Raw genomic sequence first — 18,893 nt, 5'->3', positions numbered from 1 at the left:
AGCGCCGAGATGACGATGGAGCACCGCATGGACGACGACAGCGAACACACGCCACAACTCACGGCGTTCCCGCGCATCGACGACTACGGTTTCATCTCCGACTGCGAGGTCACCGCACTTATCGCGCCCAGCGGAGCCATCGAATGGATGTGTCTGCCCCGCATCGACTCCCCGAGTGTCTTCGCATCCATACTCGATCGTTCCGCCGGTTCGTTTCGGTTCGGCCCCGCCGACTTCATGGTGCCCACCGATCGCCGCTATGTCCCCGGCACGATGGTCATGGAAACGTGTTGGCGCAGTGGCGAAGGGTGGGCGACCGTTCGCGATGTGCTGCTGGTCGGGCCATGGCGGCACCAGACCCCCGGACGCAGCGCCCATCGCCGAACCCCCACCGACTACGACGCCGAGCACATTCTGCTTCGGACGGTGCACTGCGAGACCGGGCAAATCCAGTTCATGCTCGACTGCCAGCCGTCGTTCGACTACAGCAGGTATCGCGCTCATTGGGAGTACCTCGACAGTTATCACGTCGCGCAGGCCAGCGCCGACGAGATCGATCTGCGGCTGACGCTGAGCACCGACATGCGCTTGGGACTGGAAGGGACGCACGCGCTCGCTCGCACCTTGCTGCAGGCAGGCGACACCCGCTTTTGCGCGCTCTCCTGGGGTAGTTGCGATGGGCCCCGCGCCGCCGACGAGGCCGATGAACGGCTACTGCGGACAATCCACCATTGGCGGCACTGGCTGGCGGGTGGGCGGTTTCCGGACCACCCGTGGGCGGCCCAGCTCACCCGCAGCGCGCTGACTCTGAAGGGACTGACCTTCGCACCCACCGGCGCCATCAGTGCCGCCGCTACCACGTCACTGCCCGAAACCCCAGGCGGAGAACGCAATTGGGACTACCGCTACTCGTGGATACGCGACTCCGCCTTCGCGCTGTGGGGCCTGTACACACTGGGCTTCAGCTGGGAGGCGAACGACTTCTTCTCCTACATCATCAACTTGACCGAAGACGTCCGGGACATGCAGATCGTCTACGGCATCGGTGGCGAAAGCGACCTCACCGAGCAGACTCTCACCCACCTGCGCGGCTACGAAAATGCCAGCCCCGTGCGTATCGGCAACGACGCCTACCGGCAACGCCAGCATGATGTGTGGGGCGCCGCGCTGGACGCGGTCTATCTCTACGCGCGCAACCAAGACCAGATCGACGCCCGAGCATGGCTGGTACTGGGGCGGGCGGTCAAAAGCGCCCTCACCTATTGGCGCGAGCCCGACCATGGCATCTGGGAAGTACGGGGGGAACCACAACACTTCACCTCCAGCAAGGTGATGTGCTGGGTTGCCGCCGATCGCGGCGCTCGGTTGGCCCGCATCCACCAGGACTTCCAACGCGCGCATCGCTGGCAACAGGCCGCGGACGACATACATACCGACATCTGCACCCATGCGGTCGATTCGCGGAAGGTGTTCACCCAGTACTACGGCAGCACGGCGCTGGATGCTTCGACCCTGCTCATCCCGCTGGTTCGTTTCCTGCCTCCAGACGACGAGCGGGTACGCAACACGGTGTTGGCCATCGCCGACGAACTGACCGAGGACGGCCTCGTCTTGCGGTATCGCGTCGATGAAACCGACGATGGCTGCCCAGGGGAAGAAGGGGCATTCACGATCTGTTCGTTCTGGCTGGTCTCGGCGCTCTCGGAGATCGGCGAAAAGACACGAGCCAAACAGCTGTGCGAGAAACTGCTCGCCTACGCCAGCCCCCTCGGCCTCTATGCCGAGGAGATCGACCCCCGAACCGGGCGGCACTGGGGCAACTACCCCCAGGCGTTCACCCACCTCGCCCTGATCAATGCCGTAATGCACGTCATCCAGGACGAACAGGCCATACTGCGGCAGGCACTCGGCGGGGAATCGATCGCCCCACGACTGGACGATGCCTCATTCACACTGGGATACATGCACCGCTGACGCTGGTGCCGTCCACCAGGCTGCTCGACCGGATGCGTTCGACGCGATCTCGCGCCGAGCCGGTTCAGCTGGCGATGCCGATTATTTGCTAGCTTTCATCGCAGTGTCCGACCGACTTCTGGGCAATGATCGAATACATCGTCATGGCAAACGGATAGATTTCAGATTAGCTGGTAATCCTGGTTTTGCACGGCAGCCGCCTGCCGCGACCCGAAATCCGTTCGAGCGTCGCCACAAGTTTGCGCAATGGCCACGGCGCTAGATCGCCGACCTCACAACCGTTAGGAGACCATCCATGCTGCTGTCCAGTTTTCGCCGCGCATTCGCCGTCCCGGCGACCTGCGTCCTTGCCGTGACCGGCATGTACCTGGCCACCGGCTGGGGCAGCCAGCCCGGCGCCGACAGCACAGCGGACAACCATGCTTCGGCGCCTGCCGCGCCGGGACGGTCGGGCTTCACCTTCGCCAGCTCCGGGACGAGCGTTGCCGCCGACCAGGCCGGACATCAATGGGCACCCGCCGCCTCCGCTGCGATCACTCCCGGGATGCAGACCTATACCCACGGCGCGGTCCCATGCACGGCGAACTACGTCTTCGTCGATGACAGCGGCAACGTGTACATCGGCCAGGCTGCCCACTGCGCCACCACGGGACAGGTCATCGATACCAATGGCTGCACCGCCGGTAGCCAGCCCCTGGGAACCCCCGTGAGTTTCAACCCCAACGGCTCACCGATGTTCGGGGCAACGACCACCGCCACCGGTCAACTCGCGTACAGCAGCTGGCTGACCATGCGGGAAACCGGCGAGCAGGACCGCAATACCTGCGCCTACAACGACTTTGCTTTGGTGAAGCTCGCGCCGGAGGATGCCGTCAAAGTCAATCCGAGCCTGCCGCACTGGGGCGGCCCGGTCGGCATCAACACCAACGGAACGAATGCCGGGGACCACCTCTACAGCTACTGGAACTCCATTCTGCGTGGCGGAATCGCCAGCCTGTCCCCTCAGGTCGCGGAAAGCAAGATCGACGATGTCGCCGCCGGTGGCTGGACCCACGCATTCGTCGCGACGATTCCCGGCATCCCGGGCGACAGCGGCAGCGCCTTCCTCGACCACGACGGCTACGCGCTCGGCACACTGTCAACGCTCGCCGTTTCGCTTCCCATCGTCAACAACATCGGTGACATCAGCCGCGAATTGGCCTACGCCCGAGCACATTCCGGCATCTCGGGTCTGCGCCTGGTACTCGGCACCGAACCGTTCACGCCCAACCGTTGAGCGGATCCATTTCGGCCGGCTCGCAGGAACCGCGACAACAATCGCGGTCTTTGTGGCGTCCGCAGCCCCGACCCGTTCCGCAACTGGGACTTTCACGATTCCAAGGGATTTCGAATCGATCAGGGGAAGCCGGTTGCGAAGGGAAGTCAGGCGATCCACGACGCCAGTCGGCAGACACTTCCGCGTTCGGCATCATTTCCCAACTCGACGCCGATGCGAATGCGGTGAGGTTGCCGTCGCATATTGGAAGGCGCCATTTCCCTGTCGGCAGATTTGAAGATATGGAGCCTACCGTCGCACTCTGTCGACTTCTCGGGGAGTAAACTCCGGTTTGCTCGTAAGTGCCTATTCGGTGAACGCGACGGAGTGAATCTATGAACATTTCCGAAGGCGCGATACACATGGTCACCTGGACGGCCGACGCGACAGCGGCTGCGGCCGGGGCGGTGGGCGGGGCCGCCGTCAACGGTGTGATAGGCGGCGTACAGGGCGCCGCGGTCGGCGTGAAGAACGGGCTGAGCAGAGGCAGCCACTCCACACCGGCGGCCGCCCTGACCTTGGCGGCGATCGGCGCCACCGGATTGGTGGACTGGCCTGTTCTACTGGGCGTCGGAGGCGCCGCCCTGGTGGTCCGGCAGCTCGGTCGCCAGCCAGGCAGGTACTCGGCGCCCGATGCTGCCGGTCGTTCCGAACAGCTCGAGCCACCGCCGGACGGCGGTCGAACGCCCGACCGAGGCGACGAAGACATCGCCCCCACACCCCAGAGCGCGGCGCGGACGCGGCGCTCGCCGAGCAAGCGTTAGCTGGCGACGGTGGACCTCAGCCGACTAGTACGTACCTCCGTCGCATTGCCTCTGCGCGCCCTCGGCGCGGGTGTCCGCTCCACTGTGGTCGTCACCACCGCTGGCGTGGAATTCGCGACCTCGCCGGTGCGCGCGATAGCCTCCGACCGAATGGTCGGTGCGATCACCGAAGCCGCGACGGAACTGATCGGCGGTAAGCCCGCCCGGCGCCGTTGGCGCGGCGACAACCGCTGCTGGATCGAAGTACGCGGCCTCTCCGAGCGCGAGCCGGACGACGACATCGGCTCCGCGGTCCTTGCCGCACTGCGCGCGCATCGTGGTGTGCTCTCGGCGAGCCTCAACTACCCGCTGTCGCGCGTCATCGTCGAGGTGGACGAAACGACAACCGTCGACGAGCTGTGCGACGTGGTGGCCGAAGCCGAGAATCGACACCCCGATTCCGGGCATCCGCCGGTAGACCTGCCCGCCGACGGCATCATGCTGGCCTGCAACGTGGTCTCGGCAGCGATGAACACCGCTGGCATGGGTGTCGCGTTGGCTGGCCGGGTGGTCGGTCTGCGGCGATTCCCGGCAGGCCTCAACGCCGTTGTCGCGCTGGTCGATTACCAGCCACGGCTGCGTCGCGCCGCGGAACAGCGCCTCGGCACCGACGCCGCCGATACCGCGATCGCGCTTGCCACGGCGGCCGCGTACACCGTCACCCAATTACCGGCGTCGCTGGGCGTCGATTTGTTCATCCACCTGTCGAAGGCCGCCGAGACCCGCGCCGCGGCGACCATCTGGCAACGCCGCGAGCCCGAGTTCGCGCCGCATGCGGCGTGTATCGACCGTATCCGGCCCGGTGACCGGCCGGCGCCCCTGCCGCCGGGACCGGTTGAGCGCCACGGGGACCGCAGCGGACTGGCGCAGGCGGCTGCCGCACCGACGATCGGCCTTCTCAGCGCCGGCCTCGACGCCGCCGCCACTGCTGTCACGGTCGCCGCGCCCAGAGCAGCCCGAACCAGCCGGGAGTCGTTCGCCACGACACTCGCCCGCGGGCTGGCCGAACGGCACGGCGTGCTGCCCTTGCGGCCTCGCGTGTTCCGGCGCCTCGACCGGGTCGACGCCGTGGTCTTCGACCCTCGAGCACTGTGCTGCGACGAACTGCGGATTGCGCGCATCCGCGACGTGCCCGAGCACGAGCGCACGGCGGTATGGCAGTGGGCCCAGGACCAATTGGACTGCGGCGCATGGCAACCCGGGTGGCAGCCGGTGGCACGAGCGGTGACCGCCAGCGGTAGCGCGGTGCTGGTGCGGTACGCCCATCACCCGCTCGCGGCGGCGGTGCTCGGCGAAGTGCGCCGCAGCGGTGCCGAGGTGGTTTCGGTGGACGTCGACACGCTCGACGATCTGCGCCCGTCGTTCGATGACCTGGATCCGGTGCACGACTCCGTCGACGAAGCGCTCACCAGCACGGTGCACCGGTTGCAGCGGGAGGGCCGCACGGTCGCGGTGGTGTCGCGTTCCGCGGCACAGGCACTGGCCGACGCCGACCTCGCGATCGGTGTCACCGCGGGCGGGCCACCGCCGTGGCATGCCGACGTGCTCGTCGACGACCTGGACAACGTGTGGCGGATCGTGCACGCGTTGCCCGCAGCCCGCAAAGCAAGTGAACGCGGCGTCGAAATCGCCACCGGCGCTTCTCTTTTGGGTGCACTGCTGATGATTCCCGGGGTGCGGAGCCGAGGCTTGGCTCCGGTCACCGCCGGGGCCGCCGCCGGCGCATGGACGGGCTACCGGCTCGCCACCCGAGCGCTGAAGGTGCCACCACCGCCTGCCGCGAGCGTGCACGAGTGGCATGCCATGTCTGTCGAAAAGGTGCGTCGTGTGCTGCCGCAGCCGCGACCGGACCGAGCGCTCGAGCAGTCGCGGCTGGCATCGACTGCCCGCCCCGCGCGTTCGCTCATCGATCCGGCACGCCGGGCGGTATCGGATTTCGCGGGCGCGATGCGCGACGAACTGGCCGACCCGTTGATCCCGGTACTGGCGGTGGGATCGGCGGCAAGCGCAGTGCTCGGCTCGCCCGTCGACGCGATCCTGGTCGGGTCGGTGCTCGCCGGAAACGCGGTCCTGGCAGCCACCCAGCGGATCCGGGCCGAACGGCTGCTGCGACACCTGCTGGCCGCGCAGGACCCCCCGGCCCGTAAATTGCTCGGCGTCGATCGCTACGCGACGGTCCATGCCCTCGACCTGCGCCCCGGGGACGTCATCGAGGTGCGGCCCGGTGAAGTGGTGCCCGCCGACGCGCGGCTCATCCACGCCCTCGACGTGGAAGTCGACGAGTCGTCATTGACCGGGGAGTCGCTGCCGGTGGCCAAGCAGGTCGACGCGACACCGGCCGCGCCCGTCGCCGAGCGGGCCTGCATGCTGTTCGCCACCACGACCGTGGTCGCCGGTACCGCGGTCGCGATCGTCACCACCGTCGGTGCGCAGACGCAGGCGGGCGGCGCCGCGGCGGCCCCGCACCCAGACGGCTCCGCCGCGGGCCTGCAGACCCAGCTCAAAGATCTGACGAACAAGGCGTGGCCGTTCAGCCTCGTCGGCGGCGGATTGGTCACCGCGCTCGGGCTGTTGCGGCGCACCGGACTGCGGCAGGCCGTCAGCAGCGGTGTGGCCGTCAGCGTTGCCGCCGTTCCGGAAGGGCTGCCACTGGTCGCGACGCTGGCCCAACAGGCATCGGCGCGGCGACTGACCCGTGCGGGCGCGCTGGTGCGCAGTCCGCGGTCGGTCGAGGCGCTCGGCCGGGTCGACGTGGTGTGCTTCGACAAGACCGGGACGCTCAGCGAGAACCGGCTGCGCGTGACCAGGGTGTACGCGGCGAACGGATGGTCCGACGACGATGTGCTCGTCCACGCCCTCCGGGCGACGCCGCTGGCCAACGGCGAACCGCACGAACACGCGACCGACCGCGCGGTGGCCGAGGCCGGGCAACACCTGGACCGCGGCGGGTCGGCGGCGCATTTGCCGTTCCGGTCGGGTCGCCCGTTCTCGGCGTCGGTGTGCGGCGAACAGTTGTCGATGAAGGGGGCACCGGAGGTGGTGCTCGCGGCGTGCGCGGACGCCGACGACGAGGTGCAGCGGCAGGTGCGCAAGATGGCCGCCGAGGGGCTGCGGGTAATTGCCGTTGCCACCCGGCAGCTTTCGGCATCGCGGGCGCAATCGATACGTGACGAAGCCGACTTCTTCGCCGAATTGTCCAGCGGTGGACTGCGATTCGCCGGGTTGCTCGGTCTATCGGACACGCCACGCGCGGACGCGACCGAAGTGCTGGCCGAGTTGGCCGACCGCGGCATCGGGGTGCGACTGATCACCGGTGACCACCCCATAACGGCCACCGCGATCGCCGCCGAAGTGGGCCTGCCCCTCGACGACGACCAGGTGATCGACGGGCCCGAATGGGAGGCGCTGTCTCGGCGCGAACAGGAGCAGGCGGTGCAGAGCCGACGGGTGTTCGCCCGGATGTCACCCGAGCACAAGGTGCAGATCGTCGAGACGATCCAGCGGCTGGGTCACGTGTGCGCCATGGTCGGTGACGGCTCCAACGACGCGGCGGCCATCCGCACCGCAACCGTCGGCATCGGCGTTGTATCGCGTGGCAGTGAACCCGCCCGCGGCGCGGCGGACGTCATGCTGCTGGACGGGCGGATCCGCTCGCTGTTGGATGCCATCGATGAAGGTCGGCAACTGTGGCGGCGGGTGCAAGCGGCCGTGGCCGTGCTGCTCGGCGGCAATGCGGGCGAGGTGGCTTTTGCGATCGCTGGCACCGCACTCACCGGCCGGACGCCGCTGAATACCCGCCAATTGCTGCTGGTCAATATCCTCACCGATGCGCTGCCGGCCGCCGCCCTCGCGGTCAGTCCGCCGAGTGCCGCGCTGCGTTATACCGGCCGGGGACCCGACCGAGCCGCGTTGTGGCGGACGGTGGCAGTGCGCGGTGCGACGACTGCCTCCGCCGCGATGAGCGCATGGGTTTTGGCGAGGTTGACCGGTCGGCGGCGGCGCGCGTCGACGGTCGCGCTGGTGGCGTTGGTCGCGACCCAACTGGGACAGACACTCATCGACTCGCACAGTCCGCTGGTGGTGGGCACCGCGGTCGGCTCACTGTTGGTGCTCGGCGCGCTGATCAGCACGCCGGGGGTGAGCCAACTGCTCGGCAGCACGCCGCTGGGTCCGGTCGGCTGGTGCCAGGCGTTGTCGACGGCCGCCGTCGCAACCGCCGTCGCAGCCGTAGCTCCGCGTCTGTTCGCCGCGGGCGGTCGGCACCGGGATGATCAGTCGACGACCTCGATGACGCCCAAGCGCCACAGCACCGCGTACAACTCGCGCAACGGCACGGTCAGCACCTGCGTCAACGCACCCGTCAACGGATCCGAGCCGACACCTGCAGCAGTTCTCATCACGCCATCCACCGTGCGGAACCCAAGCGTCGAATTCGCGAAGACACCATGACCGGAAGGCAACAAATGGTCGAAAATTCGCCTACAAGCCACCGAAACGCCGTCGATCGGGTACTTGCGGCGCAGGGTTTCGCGGTGGACCTGCCGGTGATCGGCCGGGTCCGCCTCCCCCGCCCCGAACACCTGGCGTACTACGGTGCGCTCAGCGCGCTGGCCGCGGCCGAGATCATCGAATGGCCCGTCGCGCTGGCCCTCGCGGCCGGTCATTGGCTGGTGCAGGATCAGCACAATCGCGTCGCCCACGAAATCGGCGAAGCCCTCGAAGACGCTTAGACCAGCCAGCCGGAGTCCGCCCGGGCCCTACGACGTCGACCGGGCGGAGGCGCACACTCCGGCCGTTCAGTCAGTCGACGAGTTGGTATGTCGCGAAGATGCCTTTATGGTCGCTGCCCCACTGTGCTGGCGTGGCGAAGAAGTTGTCCTGGGTTGCTTCTTGCCGTCGGGTACCGCGCACGATGGACCCGCGCGGACCGATGATGCCGACGGCGGACAGCCGCAGCGCGGCACCACGAGCGAAGATGTAGTCGACGCGGTCGCGTTCGTCTGCTTCCGGAGCCCAAGCCAGCTCGGAGACATCCACATCGACATTGTCCGAGGGCCAAGTGAGTCCGGGATGGGTGGCCGGGTCCGGATACATCGACCGATACGCGTCGATGAAACCGGCTTCTTGCAGGCGTCGAGTGGTCTCCCACGCCGACACCACGCCGTTGTGGTCGAACAACGTCACTGTGGCGGGCGTCCAATCCAGCAGGGACGGCTCGTTCAGGTCGCCACCCATGATGACCGATGACCCGTCGGCGATCTCGGCTTGCGCGTCGGCGAGAAAGTCGCTGATGACCTCAGGGCGGCCCGAGGCCGCGTTGACGCGCTGGATCACGGCAGGGTCGGTCACTGGGCCGTGCGGCAGCTTGTTCCACTCGTGCTCGGCGAATTCCCCCGGCGCCGGAACCCCGGGCCCATACCCGCGGGGCAGGTTGCAGGCATACCACCGATACTCCAGATGCGCCGAGTACACGGTGAGGCGCTTTCCGTCGATGTTCAACCGCGCCTTGACCATCCATTGCAGATCGGCGCTGTCCTGAATCGGAAACACCGACAGAATTCCGGTGTCATGCGAGGGGACGGCATCGAACTGGCGCCCCCGCCGCGCCAATTCGGACGCGACGGCCGTGGTCGCTTCGGTGGCCTCCGAGAGCAGCACGACCGAGGCCTGTGTCGAGATGATGAGATCGGTGATCAGCTCAATACCCTTGGAGATCTTGCTGCCGCTGTGCCAGGTATTCAATGCCAGCACCCGGATCTCGCGTACCGCGGGTGCCGCAGCGGCGGAAATCTCCGAACCAGCCTCCAGCGCTCCGCCTGCCCTTGCCGCCCCCAAGTCATCGCTTCGCCTCATCAACCCATCATGGCCTCCATCGAAATGCCAACGATTGCGAGCAGCGTCCGCTGCAGCACGTCCAGGCTCAGACGCGGGCCTACCGGCGATCAGTCCCATTTCCAGCCCGCCGTCACCGCGCAGCGATGCGGATCGTCCGGCCCCCGCACGACGATGCCTGGGGCCACCGGTCACACACTGCGACGTGCTCGGCAGAGCGGTTTTCCCACCCGCGCAAGCCCGGAGGCTGCACCATGGATACATGCGGTACCGCGAGTCCCGCGTGCTCTTCCCGTTGTGTTCAGCGACTCATCCCGCCACACAGGAGGAACCAAGATCCATGACGACTACCCGGAATTGTCGGCGCACCACCTGCGTCGCGACCGTCTTCGCGGCGATCGCGACTGTCCTGGTCGTAACGGCTGCTCCCGCTCTCGCCACAGCGACCATCGACATCTCCCGCGCCGGACCGACCATAGTTCAAGTCACCTACAGCTGCGATAACTCCGACCAAGTGACCAGCATTCAGGCGATGATGGGCGAACCCACCGCTGACGGCCCCTCAGCCCAGGGCATTCAGAACGCCGTCACCTGCGACAACACCCAACACGACACAAGCATCCCGATGACAGAAACCCCCGGCCAGCGACCCGCGGTATCGGATCAAGTCCAGGTACGAGTCGCACTCGTCGACCGCAACAACACCGTTGTATCCGGACAGGCGAAGTTATTCTCGAGGCAATAGGGCCGCGCATGCTTTCGTCATGGCGTCGAAAGCTTCCTTCGCACTGAAGCCGAATCGTTTGCCGTATTGGGAATTTCACTGAATACTCGCTCCCGGTTCAGCATCGGGGTCGTGCGGATCTCGCGCGGCCAGCTGCTGCCACACCACGTCCGCGGCGTGGAACACCTGACAGTCGGAGTGCACGTGCAGCGTCGACCCCAGATTGGCCCCTAGGGCTTCGAAGGCGCACGCCTTGTACTCGACTTCGGTGAATTCCCCTGGCACGAAAAAGATCCCGGTGCGGGTCTCGGTATCGACCGCGATCAGATACCGCAGGTACGCGCCGGTGACCGGCTCGAGGTTCTGCCCCGCCGCGATCCGCGGCGCAAGCGCATTCCGTATGGAGCGACGGCACCGTCCGGTACCCGCAATGGCGCTTCGGCAAGCACGGCGGCAGCCACTACCTCGATGGAGAATCGAGGTAGTGGTCGGCCGCGCCGGACGGTATTTCGGCAGCTCGGATCTGTTTATCCTGAGCAACATTGATCGGAGTGCGAGCAGCGTTCACCCGACGATGTGGGACCAGTCGCTGAAACCAGACATATCAGCAAGGTTGACGAAGTTCCCACTGCCATCGAGTTCACCCGACGCGGCCGTGCGGCTCGCACGGTTGTAGAAGAACAGCCGCCCATCCACCGGCACGATATGGGTCCACTCGCTGAAACCAGACATATCAGCGAGATTGACGAAGTTCCCACTGCCATCGAGTTCACCCGACGCGGCCGTGCGGCTCGCACGGTTGTAGAAGAACAGCCGCCCATCCACCGACACGATATGGGTCCAGCGGCCAAAACCAGACATATCAGCGAGATTGACGAATTTTCCGCTGCCGTCGAGTTCGCCAGAAGCGGCCGTCCGGCTCGAGTCGTTGTAGAAGAACATGATGCCACCACCTGTTATCGGAGCTGATTTGGAAGGTCTCACCATCATCGAAGGCCGCAGGTGGTGCGCCTAGGGTAGTGCGCTACCCCAACTAGATGGAGCCCCATACGCACCGACCGATCCGGACAGTGGCCTGACACCGCGACCGGCAGTGTTCCCCGATCACGTTCAGCGAATTATGTGGAACATCCCATGGTTCTGCCCGGCCGTCGCGCACCGGCCCGGCCGCGCAGTGGGGTGATTGCCTGTGCTGCCTCGAGTTCCAGCACGTCCTCCGTTGAGCCGGCACCGCACACCTGTTCGGCGGCATGGAGTTCGAAACCACCGGCGAACACCGACGACCGGGCCCGCAACCGCTGGTCGACCGGCATGCACAACAGCGCCGGACCTCTTCTAACCCGGGCTTACCCTCCAGTGGTAGTCAGCGCCGCATGGACTCTGGCACAAAGCTTTTGGGGCCCTGCGTGACATAGTCGCTACGCCCGTCCGGCAGCAGATCACTGTCTCACCATCGGCGTTCGCCGCGGCCATCCGCGCGGTCACGCTGGACTCCAGCACGATCTTCGCTACCGCGTTGGTCCGCATGTACGGAACTCGCAAGAATGCATGGCCGCCCTCGTTCGACGGACGCCGCCCATTCCGGCATCATAACGAGCCGCACACCGGCCACCTTCGGCTTGCTCGCAGGCGCCGAGGCATGTGCCGCCGAGCGAATGCCATTGCGTGCGCGATCGGGGTGCCATTCGTAACCCTGGGATGCCTGCCCGTCGGCTGGGTCTTGGACCGGCTGAGATCGACGTGGACCAGTACTTCAACGACTTCGGTCTGGACTCGGTTGACCCGCTACGCCATTCGCGCCCGCCGCCTCATCGAACCGTCCTTCCACCGCGGCACCGGTATCAGGTGCAGCACCCGCACCGCTGGTGTCGGGCATGCGACCGGGTTTGTTGCTACGCCAGGCCATGATCGGTTCCACGACGCGCGCGGCGATGGGCCCCAGCACCGCCATCAGCAGCACATAGGTGGTTGCCATCGCGGCGAACTCGACCGGGACCGCGCCCGCAGTAACCGCCAACCCGGCAATGACGATGGAGAACTCACCGTGTGCGACCAGCGCCGTCCCCGCCCGCGCGCGCCCATAGCGCGACGCCCCAGCACGTTTGGCCGCCCACCAACCGGTGGCCACCTTCGTCGCTGTCGTCACCACCGCCAGCAGACACGCCCACCCCAGCACAGGGGGAATACTCGCCGGGTCGGTGCTCAACCCGAACAGCACGAAGAACAACGCCGCGAACAGATCCCGCAATGGCTCCAGCAGCTTGGTGGCATTGTGCGCGGTCGAGTCCGAGATCGCGATACCGAGCAGGAACGCCCCCACCGCTGCCGACACCTGCACCGCCGAGGCCACACCAGCCACCAGCAACGCCGACCCCAGCAGCTTCAACAGGAGGATCTCCCGGTCCTCGCTGTCGACGACCATCGACACATACTTGCCGTATCGCAGTGCCACCACGAGGACGACGGTGACCGCCGCCAACGCGATCCCCAACGTCTTCAACCCGGCCACGAACCCGACACCGGCCAGCACCGCGGTCAACACCGGCAGATACCCGGCCATGACCAGATCCTCGAACACCAGAATCGACAGAATCGTCGGCGTCTCCCGGTTGCCGAGTCTGCCGAGATCGTTCAATACCTTCGCCACAATGCCCGAGGAGGAGATATAGGTGACTCCGGCCATCGCGACCGCCCCGGTGAAACCCCAGCCCAAAGCGAGTGCGACCAGCACCCCTGGAGTCGCGTTGAGGACTATATCCAGCACACCCGCCGCCCAGGACATGCGCATACCGGTCACCAACTCGCTGGCGCTGTATTCCAGCCCGAGCAGCAGCAACAGCAACACCACACCGATCTCGCTGGCCAAATGGATGAACTCGTCAACCTGGTCCAACTCGACCAACCCGCCGGTGCCGAACACCAACCCGCCGATCAGATACAACGGGATCGGCGACAACCCGATCCGCGCCGCGACCCGCCCCAACAAACCCAACCCGAAAAGCACCGCACCCAGCTGAATCAACGCGAGCGCGGTCTCGTGAGCCACCATCGCCTCAGCCGTCCGTGAGCACTCTGGCAGCAGCCGCTAGACCGTCGGCGGTGCCGACCACAACCAGCACATCACCGGCCGTGAACACGAAGTCCGGCGCCGGCGAGGCGAACGCATGCCCTGCCCGCATCACCGCAACGATGGATGTCTTCGTGCGGGTACGCATCTGGGTCTCACCCAACAGCCGGCCGTCATACACCGATCCGCTGCGCACGGTCATCTGCTTGGTCGTGACCCCGTCCAGGTCGCGGTGCTCTTCCTCCAACTGCGCCACCAACTGCGGGGCACCAAGCAAGTTGGCCAGCAAGGCCGCCTCCCGCGGCGACAACGAGATCTGATCGGTCACATCCGGGTTGTCCGGTTTGCTGACGATCAAATCGATCGTGCCGTCCCGATGATCGATCACCCCCACCCGCCGACGAGATCCCCTCAACGGGAAGTCCTTGCGTACACCGATACCCGGCAAAGGCGTCACCTCAACATTCACCCGACCACCATAACCGGACAAAACGGACAGGCACTCGGGCTCGGTGACCCGTTCGCGCCCTGGGATGCTGGCTGGTGCTCGGCTGGATGCCGATGATCGGTGTACGGAACACCACGGCCGAGGCGCGAGAGGCTGGCACCCGGCCCGGTGGTGCGGGTCCCTGGTCAGGCGGTGCGTGGTACGTACATGATGATGACGAGACCGACCAGGCAGATCAGAGTGGGTCGAGGATGGGCCGGAGTTGACACCTTCTTAAGCGCCTCCGGACTGTGTATCCGTCATTATGGGATTCCGGCAGCGTCCGCGATGGTAAGACCAAAAGGGTTCTCGCCGATTGTCCGCTTCGGACCTGGTCAGCCAGCAGTATCCCAGTAATGCTGAACTGAAGAACTTGACAGGGAACTGTGCTCGTGCCCGCACCGCCAACGCTTGGGAGGCGGCCCGGTCATGGCCTGAGTCGGTTTTCCCGCCGAGAAGTTCACATGGACCGGCGAGGGTGGTGAACCCAAGCGGTATCGCACATTCATGATCCGAATCCCCGCCCCGCCAGCGCTAGGGGCCACCCGCTCTCGATGGCTCTGTCGCAACCACAGACGCTCACGAAATATAGGTGGCCTGCCCGGAGGATCGCGAACGAAACCGCCACCCCTGGTGATGATCTGGCCACCGGCGTAGTCGACAAACCTTTGGAAGGAGATGCTCATGTCCGACCCGTTGACCGCATTGACCGAGGCTGGGGTGTCGATCTGGCTCGACGACCTCAGCCGAGAGCGGCTGACCGACGGCAGCCTGGCTCGCCTGGTCGCTGACCAGCATTTGACCGGGGTGACGACCAACCCGGCCATCTTCGCCAAGGCCATCACCGGCAGCGACACCTACGCCGACCAGATACGACGCTTGGCGCTGCGCCGCGTCGATCTCGACACCGCATTACGGGAGCTGACCACCTATGACGTGCGCTTGGCGTGTGATGTGTTGCGCCCGGTCTACGACGCCACCGACGGGGTCGACGGGCGGGTGTCGATCGAGGTCGATCCACGGCTGGCACACGACACCGAACGCACTGTCGCCGAAGCCCACGCGCTGTGGTGGCTGGTGGACCGGCCCAACCTGTTCGTCAAGATCCCGGCCGCCAAGCAAGGACTACCGGCGATCACCGCCTGCCTAGCCGAGGGCATCGACATCAATGTCACCTTGATGTTCTCGCTGCACCGCTACCGGCAAGTGATCGAAGCATTCCTGGACGGGCTCGAACTCGCCCAAGCGAACGGCCATGACATCGCGCGAGTCCATTCGGTGGCATCGTTTTTCGTGTCCCGCGTGGACATCGAGGTCGACCAGCGGCTCGACAAGATCGGCACCGATCAGGCCGCGGCCCTGCGCGGCGCCGCGGCGATCGCCAACGCGCGGCTGGCGTACCAGCTCTACGAGCAATACTTCGACAGCGACCGCTGGCGGGCGCTGACGGGCTCGGGTGCACATCCGCAACGCCCCTTGTGGGCATCGACCGGGGTGAAGGATCCCCGGTACGACGACACCCGCTACGTCACCGACCTCGTCGCGCCCGGCGTGGTCAACACCATGCCCGAAGCCACCTTGCGCGCGGTCGCTGACCACGGCCACATCCCCCGCGACAGCATCCACGGCACCTACCCGCGGTCCCGGCAGGTGCTCGACGAGCTGGCCGCGCTCGGCATCGACTACGACGACGTCGTCACCACCCTGGAAGACGACGGGGTCGCTAAGTTCGACGCCAGCTGGGACCACCTCGCCACTGAGCTGTCGACCACCCTGACCGCGTCGCTGCGGTGACCGCCACGCCCGCACTCGGTAAGGCAATGATCACCGGTGCCGCTCTGACCGACCTCGCGGACCACTCAGTACGAACCCAACAGCCTCGACACCCGTACCCGACACCGATATGGAGCGCGATCGCATGCCCGAGCACCTCAGTGTCGAACCCGTGATCGACCACGAATACCGCGTCCGCATCGACGACCACGGCGACACCATAGAGTCCCAATTCGTCGTCGACGCCGACGTCCTCGCCGAACTCGGCTTCGACCCCGCCGACGAACAACGTATCGTCGAACACACCGCACGATTCCTCGCCGACCACCAACCCGTCATCGACTTCCCAACCCTGGTTTACCTCGACGAAGTCGCCGCCGCCTACAGCGACTACCCCGACGACCTACGCCGCAGACTCGGCATCCACTGAGAATCCTGGCTACCCCGACTTCCACGAACTCTGTACGCCGCCGGAACCCGCTGCACCGTCGATTCGACAGGAGCCGCTGATGGTGACATTGGACCGGCTGGCGAACGTACTGGGTGGCTACGGGATCCGCCTGCGGTTGGGTTCGGTTCCCCGTTCTACCCCATTGCGCACTGTGGTGATCCACGGCGCTGATGAGGACCCCACGGAAATCGGTGACGTGCTGCTGGGCATCGGGGCACGCTCGGTGTCGGAGCTGATGGACTGGGCGGTGTCGGCGCATGCTGTCGTCGCACTCATCCGTGGGGGCGAGGAGACCGCGGACGAGCCGGAGATCGAGGGTGTTGCGGTAATGGTGGTCGACCCAGAGGTGGCCTGGAGCGAAGCCGCCGCAGTGGTCTACGGGTTGGTGCTGGAAGGACGCGAGACCGAGGCCGGTCGCGGCCCGACCGACTTGTTCGCATTGGCCGACAGTCTGGCCGACGCGGTCGGGGGTGCGGTGACGATCGAGGACCGCCGATCTCGGGTGCTGGCGTATTCGAAGCTCCAGCAGCACCTCGACCCCGCACGGGTCGAGACGATCCTCGGCCGGGAGATGCCGCAGTGGTTGCGGAATGTGTTCGATGCCCGCGGTGTCTTCGCACATTTGGCGGTCTCGGATGAACCGTTGTTCGTTCCCGCGCAGGAAGAACCCGGTGTGACGGGACGGATGGTGGTGGCCATACGGGTGGGTCGGCAACTGCTGGGCTCGGTATGGGTATCGTGCCCAGCACCGCTACAGGGAACTCAACGCGTGGCCTTGGCCGACGGCGCGCGCACGGTGGCCCTGCATCTGTTGCGGTCGAGGGCCAGCGCGGATCTGGAACGTCAGGTGGAATCCGAACTGGTCATCGGCTTGTTGGAGGGCGCCGCGGACGCGGCGACGGTGGCCAGCAGGCTCGGGTTGGCGCTGCAGAGTTTGCGGGCAATCGCGCTGCGCGCACGGATCGCTGACGAGCCGCACGCCGCGCTGCTGCAGGTCTTCGAGCGGGCGACAACCGGATTCGGCTGGTCCCGTTCGAGCCGCAGCGCCCTGGTCGGGGACACCATTTACACCGTGCTGCCGGCCGATCAGGCGGCGACGGCACGTCGCTGGATAACCGAGCTACAGGCGGCATTACCGGCCCAGATGACGGTTTTGGCTGGGATCAGCGGTGTTGCCCAGGCCACGGAATTGGCGTTGGCGCGCCGAGAGGCCGACGAATGCCTAGCTCTGCACGAGACCCGCTCAGCGAAGGTAGCGCCGCCCGCCTATGACGAGTCGTGGGACGAGATCCTGCTGCAACGTTTGCGCACCGCAGGGCTCTCCGGCCGCATCCCAGCACGGGGCCCGGTGTCGGCGTTGCGACGCCACGACCGCGCGAACTCCACTCATTATGTGGCGACGCTGCGTGCCTGGTTACAGGCCCAAGGCGACCCTGCCGAGGCAGCCGCACAGCTGGGCGTGCACGAGAACACCATCCGCAACCGGCTGCGCAAGATGGCAGAAGTGACCAACCTCGGCTTGGACGACCCCCGTAAACGATTGGCGATGATGATCGAACTCGCCGTCACCGACGACGACTGATTGTGCTGTGCCATCGCCACAAATCTCGACACCTCGATTGTCGGATCAGCGCAACCAATCGCCGCTACAGCCAGCCAGTATGGAGTTGACAAAAGCCGCAGGTGGCAGGAGCGAAATGGTCAGTATCGATCGGTCCGATCACCGACCATAGCCCGCCAGTGCTGCTGAAGACACAGCCAGCCACGGATCTGACGCGCCGCGCGAATCCAATCCCATTCGGCACGAGCACCGCGATATCCGTAGGTCCCGGCGACTCCGGCCCGGCCCGACATCAGGGCTTGCGCGTTGTCAGGGGCGGCACCGCCGCCTTGGCCCGCCCCTGACGACAAATCTCCACCCCGGCCTAGAAGGAAGGAAACAAAACATGACCAGCACCGCAGGCATCTGGATGACATCACAAGCCCATGATCGGCTTCAGACCGAATTGCAGGAACTGCTCGCGCAACGCCACATCGAAATGCCCGATGGTGACGACTACGCACGTAACCAGGCTCTGCATTCCGCGCGCCAGCGACGTATCCGCAGGATCCACCATCTGCTCAGCAACGCCCTCATCGGCCAGCATCCGCCCGACGACGGAATCGCTGAGCCCGGCATGGTCTTGACCGTCCGCTATGACGACACCGAACAGGTCGAGACCTTCCTGCTCGCAGCACGGGAAGCCGAAGACAATGAGATGGAGGTCTACTCCACGCAATCTCCACTGGGCAGCGCCATCACCGGCGCGCGACCCGGCGAACGCCGTATCTATCACACACCCGGCGGCGCGATCATGGCGGTGACGCTGCTAGACGCGGTCCCCTACGCGCTGACGGACTCCGGAAAACACGAGGACAGTTCAGCGAGGGATCTGCCCGTTCGTGCCCAGTCGGTAACTAGCTGAAC

At 66.0% G+C, this 18,893-nt stretch carries 15 protein-coding genes and 2 pseudogenes; 10 read left to right on the top strand and 7 right to left on the bottom strand.

Annotation, left to right across the window (positions count from 1 at the left end):
- The first annotated feature begins 27 nt into the window (after positions 1-27).
- The 4 genes and pseudogenes from ACQP1T_RS17200 to ACQP1T_RS17185 all read left to right on the top strand — a co-directional run.
- Positions 28-1,974, top strand: coding sequence for a glycoside hydrolase family 15 protein (locus ACQP1T_RS17200; RefSeq protein ID WP_433761465.1), 1,947 nt, complete (start codon positions 28-30; stop codon positions 1,972-1,974).
- A 295-nt stretch (positions 1,975-2,269) separates the two neighbouring features.
- Entirely contained in the window at positions 2,270-3,250 is a 981-nt protein-coding gene (locus ACQP1T_RS17195; RefSeq protein WP_433761463.1) for a hypothetical protein, read from the top strand.
- A 374-nt stretch (positions 3,251-3,624) separates the two neighbouring features.
- Positions 3,625-4,053 (top strand): hypothetical protein, encoded by a 429-nt coding sequence (locus tag ACQP1T_RS17190; protein ID WP_433761461.1) that lies wholly within the window; start codon positions 3,625-3,627, stop codon positions 4,051-4,053.
- Between the two features lie 150 nt (positions 4,054-4,203).
- A pseudogene (locus ACQP1T_RS17185) lies at positions 4,204-8,520 on the top strand (HAD-IC family P-type ATPase); the annotation flags it as partial.
- On the opposite strand, the pseudogene ACQP1T_RS17180 reads toward ACQP1T_RS17185, so the two are convergent.
- Positions 8,412-8,672, bottom strand: a pseudogene (locus tag ACQP1T_RS17180) (hypothetical protein); the annotation flags it as partial. The pseudogenes ACQP1T_RS17185 and ACQP1T_RS17180 overlap by 109 nt on opposite strands.
- Between ACQP1T_RS17180 and ACQP1T_RS17175 the strand changes: the two are divergent.
- A complete protein-coding gene (locus tag ACQP1T_RS17175) occupies positions 8,556-8,822 on the top strand; it encodes a hypothetical protein (RefSeq protein WP_433761459.1) in 267 nt (88 codons plus the stop codon). The pseudogene ACQP1T_RS17180 and the gene ACQP1T_RS17175 sit on opposite strands and share 117 nt — an antisense overlap.
- 70 nt (positions 8,823-8,892) lie before the next feature.
- Here ACQP1T_RS17175 and ACQP1T_RS17170 read toward each other — a convergent pair whose 3' ends face one another.
- Positions 8,893-9,945 (bottom strand): endonuclease/exonuclease/phosphatase family protein, encoded by a 1,053-nt coding sequence (locus ACQP1T_RS17170; RefSeq protein WP_433761458.1) that lies wholly within the window; start codon positions 9,943-9,945, stop codon positions 8,893-8,895.
- A gap of 319 nt (positions 9,946-10,264) precedes the next feature.
- On the opposite strand from ACQP1T_RS17170, the gene ACQP1T_RS17165 reads away from it, so the two are divergent.
- The gene (locus tag ACQP1T_RS17165; protein ID WP_433761456.1) at positions 10,265-10,669 is read left to right on the top strand and encodes a hypothetical protein; all 405 of its coding nucleotides are present in this window, start codon (positions 10,265-10,267) and stop codon (positions 10,667-10,669) included.
- A 75-nt stretch (positions 10,670-10,744) separates the two neighbouring features.
- Here the strand turns inward: ACQP1T_RS17165 and ACQP1T_RS17160 are convergent, their stop codons facing one another.
- The 5 genes from ACQP1T_RS17160 to ACQP1T_RS17140 form a co-directional block, all read right to left on the bottom strand.
- On the bottom strand, positions 10,745-11,191 hold the full coding sequence (locus ACQP1T_RS17160) for a hypothetical protein (protein ID WP_433761455.1): 447 nt from the start codon (positions 11,189-11,191) through the stop codon (positions 10,745-10,747).
- 21 nt (positions 11,192-11,212) lie between these two features.
- Positions 11,213-11,590: a hypothetical protein gene (locus ACQP1T_RS17155; protein WP_433761453.1), complete on the bottom strand. Its 378-nt coding sequence runs from the start codon at positions 11,588-11,590 to the stop codon at positions 11,213-11,215.
- 176 nt (positions 11,591-11,766) lie between these two features.
- Positions 11,767-11,961: a hypothetical protein gene (locus ACQP1T_RS17150; RefSeq protein WP_433761452.1), complete on the bottom strand. Its 195-nt coding sequence runs from the start codon at positions 11,959-11,961 to the stop codon at positions 11,767-11,769.
- Between the two features lie 440 nt (positions 11,962-12,401).
- Complete coding sequence (locus ACQP1T_RS17145) at positions 12,402-13,697, bottom strand: cation:proton antiporter (RefSeq protein WP_433761450.1); 1,296 nt, start codon at positions 13,695-13,697, stop codon at positions 12,402-12,404.
- A 4-nt stretch (positions 13,698-13,701) separates the two neighbouring features.
- Positions 13,702-14,184: a cation:proton antiporter regulatory subunit gene (locus ACQP1T_RS17140; RefSeq protein ID WP_433761449.1), complete on the bottom strand. Its 483-nt coding sequence runs from the start codon at positions 14,182-14,184 to the stop codon at positions 13,702-13,704.
- A gap of 696 nt (positions 14,185-14,880) precedes the next feature.
- Between ACQP1T_RS17140 and tal the strand changes: the two genes are divergently transcribed.
- The 4 genes from tal to ACQP1T_RS17120 all read left to right on the top strand — a co-directional run bounded on the left by tal (position 14,881) and on the right by ACQP1T_RS17120 (position 18,891).
- Positions 14,881-15,996, top strand: coding sequence for a transaldolase (tal, locus tag ACQP1T_RS17135; RefSeq protein ID WP_433761448.1), 1,116 nt, complete (start codon positions 14,881-14,883; stop codon positions 15,994-15,996).
- A gap of 124 nt (positions 15,997-16,120) precedes the next feature.
- Positions 16,121-16,405 (top strand): hypothetical protein, encoded by a 285-nt coding sequence (locus ACQP1T_RS17130; protein ID WP_433761446.1) that lies wholly within the window; start codon positions 16,121-16,123, stop codon positions 16,403-16,405.
- A 79-nt stretch (positions 16,406-16,484) separates the two neighbouring features.
- A complete protein-coding gene (locus tag ACQP1T_RS17125) occupies positions 16,485-18,008 on the top strand; it encodes a PucR family transcriptional regulator (protein WP_433761444.1) in 1,524 nt (507 codons plus the stop codon).
- A gap of 364 nt (positions 18,009-18,372) precedes the next feature.
- On the top strand, positions 18,373-18,891 hold the full coding sequence (locus tag ACQP1T_RS17120; protein ID WP_433761443.1) for a GreA/GreB family elongation factor: 519 nt from the start codon (positions 18,373-18,375) through the stop codon (positions 18,889-18,891).
- Positions 18,892-18,893: the final 2 nt, after the last annotated feature.

Origin of the sequence: Nocardia sp. CA-135398, from assembly GCF_050955845.1 — a bacterium.
Classification (GTDB): domain Bacteria; phylum Actinomycetota; class Actinomycetes; order Mycobacteriales; family Mycobacteriaceae; genus Nocardia.
The sequence above is the reverse complement of the archived record's forward strand: the minus strand, read 5'-3'. Positions and strand labels throughout refer to the sequence as shown.